6 protein-coding genes are annotated in these 5,213 nt (G+C 54.0%); 5 read left to right on the forward strand and 1 reads right to left on the reverse strand.

The window, feature by feature from the left end; translation table 11 throughout:
* Nucleotides 1–72: 72 nt before the first annotated feature.
* From RSA72_RS13790 to RSA72_RS13805, 4 genes are all read left to right on the forward strand, one after another.
* Nucleotides 73–723 carry an HAD family hydrolase gene (locus RSA72_RS13790; RefSeq protein ID WP_332623998.1) on the forward strand — a complete coding sequence of 217 codons (651 nt, stop codon included), beginning with the start codon at nt 73–75 and terminating at the stop codon, nt 721–723.
* 102 nt (nt 724–825) lie between these two features.
* Nucleotides 826–1,278 (forward strand): DUF2628 domain-containing protein, encoded by a 453-nt coding sequence (locus RSA72_RS13795; protein ID WP_332623997.1) that lies wholly within the window; start codon nt 826–828, stop codon nt 1,276–1,278.
* Between the two features lie 102 nt (nt 1,279–1,380).
* A complete protein-coding gene (locus RSA72_RS13800; protein WP_332623996.1) occupies nt 1,381–1,623 on the forward strand; it encodes a DUF2789 domain-containing protein in 243 nt (80 codons plus the stop codon).
* Between the two features lie 87 nt (nt 1,624–1,710).
* Complete coding sequence (locus tag RSA72_RS13805) at nt 1,711–2,217, forward strand: DUF2628 domain-containing protein (protein ID WP_332623995.1); 507 nt, start codon at nt 1,711–1,713, stop codon at nt 2,215–2,217.
* Nucleotides 2,218–2,276: 59 nt separating this feature from the next.
* Here the strand turns inward: RSA72_RS13805 and ribA are convergent, their stop codons facing one another.
* A complete protein-coding gene (ribA, locus tag RSA72_RS13810) occupies nt 2,277–2,879 on the reverse strand; it encodes a GTP cyclohydrolase II (protein WP_332624001.1) in 603 nt (200 codons plus the stop codon).
* Between the two features lie 308 nt (nt 2,880–3,187).
* On the opposite strand from ribA, the gene dxs reads away from it, so the two are divergent.
* On the forward strand, nt 3,188–5,095 hold the full coding sequence (gene dxs / locus RSA72_RS13815; RefSeq protein WP_332624723.1) for a 1-deoxy-D-xylulose-5-phosphate synthase: 1,908 nt from the start codon (nt 3,188–3,190) through the stop codon (nt 5,093–5,095).
* The last annotated feature ends 118 nt before the right edge of the window (nt 5,096–5,213 follow it).

Here is a 5,213-nt window from a genome sequence, read left to right on the forward strand (position 1 = left end):
ACGAATTTCTATCGACTAGCGGAGATAGATTTACAATTTTTTTCTTAAATTTCAGCTTTTACGAGTATTTTCATGAAATTGGCGCTCTTTGACCTTGATCACACCTTATTAAATACAGATTCAGACCACTCATGGGGGGAATTTCTGGTCAATGAAGGCCTGGTTGACCCAGTCCGCCACCGCGCCATGAATGATAAATTCTATGAAGACTACAAGGCCGGGCAGCTGGACCCGATTGCCTATAATGAATTTGTGTTTGAATTTTTGACCCAGCATGAAAATGCTTACCTGACTGCGCTGCACCAGCGCTTTATGCAGAAAGTCATCCGCCCGCAAATGCGCCCGGAAGGCTTTAAAGCCATTCAGCGCCATCAGCAGGCGGGGCATGCCTTGGTCGGCATTACCGCAACGTCTGACTTTATTACCGCGCCGATTTTCCGCGAGTTCGGCATTACGGAAATCATCGCCACCAATGCCGAAGTTGCGGACGGCAAATACACCGGCAAGGTGATCAATACGCCGTGCTACCAGAAAGGCAAGCTGGCGCGCCTGGATCAGTGGCTGCAGGGCCGCGCTGTGGCTGAATCCTGGGCCTATTCAGACTCCATCAATGACCGCTTCCTGCTGGAGCATGCCGACCATGCGGTTGCAGTCAATCCGGATGAGCGCCTGGAGGCTTTAGCGAAGCAGCAGGGCTGGGAAATTCAGGACTGGTCGATTTAAGCGCTGCAGGCTGACGCTGCCCTGCAGCGCCGTAAAATTAAACAGGCCGCATGCAGCCGCTTGCGCTATGGCGGCCCTAACACAGAGAAGGCGGATTCAGGCATGAATGCGGACGCATCAAAAACACAACTGCTGGCAGCCTTTATCGGGCCGCGCGCGCAGGCCTATTTGCTGGCCGATGGAAAGAAAAATGCATTCAGCTGGGCGGGCCTGATTTTCGGCGCATACTGGCTGCTGTACCGGAAAATGTATGCTTACTTTTTTGTCACCGCCGTTTCCGCCATATTCATTGGCCTTGTGGCCCAGATTATCGGCGTGTCGCTGCAGAATGCGGCGTGGCTGGGCTTTCTGCCGAATATCGCCATAGGCTGCATGGGCAAGCGCCTGTATGCAGAATTTGCTGCGCAGAAAGTCAAGGCCTATCAGCGCAATCCGAAATACAGCGCGGAAGTGTTTGCGGAGGCGGGCGGAGTATCGTGGAGCATGCCGCTGCTGTGGCTGTTTACCCAGACCGTGGCTGTGCTGATGCTGAGCATGCCGTTCCTGAAATATTAAGCGCCAATTTTGGGAATTGAGTGCGGCGGACTTCCATGCTATATCCTTTAGGGAAGAATAAAAGTTGCCGGGCAGCCAGAATCATCCAAGGGGGAGAAAGCCATGCGTGTACGTCCAAGAATGACCAATCTTTTTGAACAGCTGGGCCTGGACTCCAGCGAAGACGCGATAGAGCTGTTTATTGCAACGCATCAGCTGTGCGCGCAGACCAAAATTACCGAAGCGGATTACTGGACAGATGCGCAGCGCCAGTTTTTAGCTGAAAAAATCAAGTCGGATGGCGAGTGGGCGATTATTGTCGATCAGCTGAATGAGTCGCTGCATGAAGATTCGGTGCTGCGGTAGCGGGGCTTAAAAGCGCGGCGCCAGCCGCCAGCGCCGGCATTTTGCTGCCCGCAGGGCTTTAATAATAAAAATAATCTGGAATAGGCAATGAATCACAATCAAGGCGCCTGGGCGCCGCCGGGCATTGAATCCGCCGCGCAGCCGGGCCGGCAGGCCAGTCAGGAGCATCTGATGGCTTTGTTTGTCGGGGAAAAATATCAGCGTTATTATCAGGCCAGATTTGCCGAAATCACGCCGAAAAAGCTGCTGTCCGGCTTCAATATCGGGGCATTTTTCTTTGGCGTGATCTGGCTGTTTTACCGCAAAATGTACCTGTACGGCTTTGCGGCGCTGGGCCTGATCATTGCGGTCAGCCTGATTGAAATTGCGCTGGAAGTTGACGGCCATGGCTCCAGCATCGGGCTGGCGGTTTTTTTCGGCCTGATGTCGAACAGTCTGTATAAGCATTTCGCCGAACGGAAAATCGCAGCCATCCAGCGTCAGGCGCCCGTCTGTCCGGATGACCATATCCGCGCCGCCGGCGGCACCAATATCGGCGCGGCCATTGGCCTGATTGCGGCTGCCGCTGTTTTTATTCTGCTGAGCAGTCTTTAACCGGCGTTGCCCGAATCAATACTGAAATTGGATTTTCAGCATTCAATTCAGGCCTGAACTTAAAAGTCATCCTGTTCATACATATGAGACATGCGCTCATGCTTGGTTTTCAAATACTGCTCATTGAACGGATTCAGGCCGACGGTTAAGGGAACGCGGTCAATTACATTGATGCCCTGTTCAGTCAAGGCTTTAATTTTCAGCGGATTATTGGTGATTAAGCGGACTTCCTTAACCTGCAGGTGATCCAGCATGATGGTGCACATGTCATAGCGCCGCGCATCCGCCGGCAAGTTCAGCATTAAATTGGCGTCTACCGTGTCATGGCCCTGATCCTGCAGCGCATAGGCGCGGATTTTATTGGTCAGGCCAATGCCGCGCCCTTCCTGGCGCAGGTACAGGATCACGCCCTGGCCGGCCTCATTAATCAGCTTCTGCGTGGCCTGCAGCTGCGGGCCGCAGTCGCATTTCAGCGAGGCGAAAGCGTCGCCGGTCAGGCATTCGGAGTGAATGCGCACCAGCACCGGCCCGGCCGGGGGCGCATCCAGCCCTTTAGAGAGTGCCACATGTTCTTCGCCGGTTTCAGGATCTTGAAATACCGTAATTTTAAACTCACCAAATGCGGTCGGCAGTCTAGAGGTTGCGACAAATTCTATAGGCACAGTCAAACCCGTTTTTTCATGCATAAATTGGCTAAAGTATAGCGTAATGCTTGGGCATTGGCAGAATTGCAGCCATGAATTTATGCAGAACATTTTCTTTTTTGTATAAAGCGCACGATAATAGTTGATAAACAGTAAGATTATTCAGGATAATCTCCACCATTCAACCCGCACCCGGTTTTGAGTGCTGTTCAAAATTGCAACGCTAGAAATATGGCTGATTGCAGGTGATACAATCCGAAGATATGATCGGATATCCATTTGACCTAGCTTAGGATTTGCCAGGCTTTAGAAGGCTTTGCCATATTATGCTGTATACAGAAATACCGTCTCAACGTCCGAATACACCGCTGCTGGATACTATCGATCATCCGCAGCAGCTCCGTTTGCTTGAACGCAGTCAGCTTGAGCAGGTGGCGGATGAGCTGCGCCAATTTATTTTGTATGCAGCTGGGCAAAGCGGCGGGCACTTCGGCGCAAACTTAGGCGTAATTGAGCTGACCGTTGCGCTGCATTACTGCTTCAATACCCCGCATGACCGCCTGATCTGGGATGTCGGCCATCAGGCCTATCCGCATAAGGCCCTGACCGGGCGCCGCGAGCAGCTGGTGACCATCCGTTCCCAAGGCGGCCTGGCGGCCTTTCCTGCGCGGGAAGAATCTGAATTTGACACCTTTGGCGTGGGGCATTCATCCACCGCAATTTCCGCCGGCCTCGGCATGTCCCTGGCGCGGCGCTATCAGAAAGACCCGTGCGATGTGGTGGCGATTGCCGGCGACGGCGCCATGACCGCAGGCATGGCTTTTGAAGCCATGAATGATGCGGTTGCGCACAATGCCGACATTATTGTGGTGCTGAATGACAACGACATGTCAATTTCATGCAGCACCGGCGGTTTCGCCAAGCATCTGGCTTCAATCTGGGAAAGCGGCCAGTCGGTAAATATTTCAGATGAAGGCGAAGCCTATGTGCAGCCGCATCCGAAATGGATCTACAATTCGCGCCAGCACAGCGCAGCCACGGATGCCGCCGACAACTTATTCAAAGCCATTGGCTTTGACTACTTCGGGCCGTTTGACGGGCATGACGTCAAGCAGCTGGCGCAAGCCTTTCAGGCGCTGAAAAAGCGTTCCGGCCCGCGCTTAATTCACGTCTATACCAAAAAAGGCAAGGGCTTTGCGCCGGCCGAAGCGGATCAGATCAAGTACCATGCCATCAGCAAGATCAACGCGCGGGCTGCGGCAAATCCTGCGCCGAAGTACTCCGATGTGTTTGGCCAGTGGCTGTGCGATCAGGCTGCGCAGGATGAGCGCTTATTGGCGATTACCCCGGCGATGTGCGAAGGCTCAGGCATGGTGCAATTCGCCCGGCAGTATCCAGAGCGCTTCTTTGATGTGGCGATTGCCGAGCAGCATGCGGTGACTTTGGCTGCCGGCATGGCCTGTGAGGGCTTGAAGCCGGTGGTGGCGATTTATTCGACCTTCCTGCAGCGCGGCTATGACCAGCTGGTGCATGACGTTGCCCTGCAGAATCTGGATGTCACTTTCGGCATAGACCGCGCAGGCCTGGTTGGCGAAGACGGCCCAACCCACGCCGGCGCCTATGACTATGCCTATATGCGCACCATTCCGAATATGGTGATTATGGCGCCTAAAGATGAAAACGAGTGCCGCCAGATGCTGCACACCGCCTATCTGCATAATGGCCCGGCGGCGGTGCGCTATCCGCGCGGCAATGGCCTGGGCGTGCAGGTGCACAGCCAGCTGACGGCCATGGAAATCGGCAAGGCGGAAGTGCTGGCGCTGCTGAATGAGCAGCATGAAGACTGCATTTCCATTCTGGCTTTCGGCAGCCGCGTGCAGCCGGCTTTAGAGGCCGCGCAGGCTTTCGCTGCCCGGCATGAGGCCGCCGTGCGCGTGGTCAACATGCGCTACGTCAAGCCGCTGGATGAGCAGCTGCTGGATCAGATTGCCGACAGCACCGCGCTGTTTGTAACGGTGGAAGAGCATGCAGTGATGGGCGGCGCAGGCAGCGCAGTGAATGAATATCTGGCCAAAGCGCAAATCGTGAAGCCGGTCTGCAACCTGGGCCTGGACGACACCTTCATGCAGCAGGCTGCCCATAGCCAGATGCTGCGGCAGGCGGGACTGGATGCGCAAGGCATTGAAAAATCAATTGAACAGGCTTGGCTGAAGGTCATGCATACGGCGCCCTAAGCCGTTTCTAAATTTTAGAACTATTTTTTTCCCCTAAAAGCCCGGATATTTGCTAAAATATGCGGGCTTTTATGCATTATTCTTTATCAGTGTCTTCAAATTTGTAGTGGGTGTTCAA

The organism is Acinetobacter sp., assembly GCF_036659555.1.
Lineage (GTDB): Bacteria > Pseudomonadota > Gammaproteobacteria > Pseudomonadales > Moraxellaceae > Acinetobacter.

Excerpts from the sequence above, each read along its gene's own strand:
- RSA72_RS13805 (WP_332623995.1), top strand. The coding sequence starts at position 1,711 with ATGAATCACAATCAAGGCGCCTGGGCGCCGCCGGGCATTGAATCCGCC.
- RSA72_RS13790 (WP_332623998.1), top strand. The coding sequence starts at position 73 with ATGAAATTGGCGCTCTTTGACCTTGATCACACCTTATTAAATACAGAT.
- RSA72_RS13795 (WP_332623997.1), top strand. The coding sequence starts at position 826 with ATGAATGCGGACGCATCAAAAACACAACTGCTGGCAGCCTTTATCGGG.
- RSA72_RS13800 (WP_332623996.1), top strand. The coding sequence starts at position 1,381 with ATGCGTGTACGTCCAAGAATGACCAATCTTTTTGAACAGCTGGGCCTG.
- dxs (WP_332624723.1), top strand. The coding sequence starts at position 3,188 with ATGCTGTATACAGAAATACCGTCTCAACGTCCGAATACACCGCTGCTG.